Source organism: Oleiphilus sp. HI0117 (assembly GCF_001635235.1).
In genome coordinates this window covers 1-1,076 of sequence record NZ_LWGA01001110.1, presented here as the reverse complement: position 1 = coordinate 1,076, position 1,076 = coordinate 1, and the positions used below count along the sequence as shown (strand labels likewise).

The 1,076-nt window shown below is 38.1% G+C and carries 2 protein-coding genes; both read right to left on the bottom strand.

The window, feature by feature from the left end; translation table 11 throughout:
• On the bottom strand, nucleotides 1–129 hold a 129-nt coding region (locus tag A3757_RS28155; RefSeq protein ID WP_156506441.1), incomplete at its 3' end, for a DndE family protein.
• A gap of 2 nt (nucleotides 130–131) precedes the next feature.
• Nucleotides 132–1,076, bottom strand: a 945-nt coding sequence (gene dndD / locus A3757_RS19955) for a DNA sulfur modification protein DndD (RefSeq protein WP_068740161.1), incomplete at its 5' end; no start/stop codon positions are given.

Genomic DNA, 1,076 nt, shown 5'->3' with positions numbered 1-1,076 from the left:
ATAACCATGCTCAATAGAACAAAAAAAGGCAATCCTGGCTGATATATTGGGGGTAATACCTGTTTTGGTTTTAAGCTTCTTGAGTTTGTCTTCTGTGTCTTGAAATAGTCTGAAATTATTGGGAAGCATTTTTATACAGCCTCTTGGACTAGGTTGTTATTCCAGAAATATCCTTCACTAGCTTTTGAGGACTTAGTCTTTTCATCAAAATCAATGTGATAAGCATGGGAAATATCTTTCTCCAAATCTTGGTAGAAAGCTTGGTCTATCTCAGTATCTGTAGACAGTATAATTACTTGGTGACTAGCTCTAGGGAAGTAGTTATTCACAAGTTTGTTTCTATGTTTAGAGTCTAAGCGACCGAGGGGGGTATCAATAATAATCGGTAGTTTTCGGCCAGATGTTTTTGCAAGAGCTTCAAGAATAGCTATAGCATAAATCTGCTTTTCGCCTGCCGATATTTCATGCCTATCAATTAAGTTATCATGTTCATCCAAGAGAGAGATAAGGAATGTTGCTGGGTCGATCTTGGCGGAGATGTTTAAGTCTTCTTTCCTGGCCAGCTTTTTGTAGGATTCAATAAATGCAGTTTCTAACTCTTGGACGCGCCTCTTTGAGGTAATTGCTGCAAACTCTGATAATAGCTCTCCTGACTGAATTGCATGCCTTTGAGCGTTAGAATCGCTTTGACTGTTTACAATCGAAGCATGGAGCTTTTCTATTTTTCTATTAAGATCGACAGCCCTAGTTAAGTAGCGTCTAATATTTTCAATAGATTTTTTAATCTGAAGCTCAATTTCACCTTCTCTGGATTTTAGTTTCTTTAACTCATTGAGATTCTTGGTCAATTGATCTTCTTCTGGGGCGCGTTCTAACCTTATGCTGCTATTTTCCAGTTCTTTTTCAATCGCTGAAAGCTCGTTTTTTATTTGATTGACTCGATTCGAGCTTTCCTCAGAAGATATAGTAATCCATTGCTCATAGCGAGCAATCTCGGAGTCAGAGAGGTCAAGGTGTTCTGGTATCTTTTCGTGAGAGGGTTGTAGCAAATCAGAAAAACCAGTATTCAAAACATC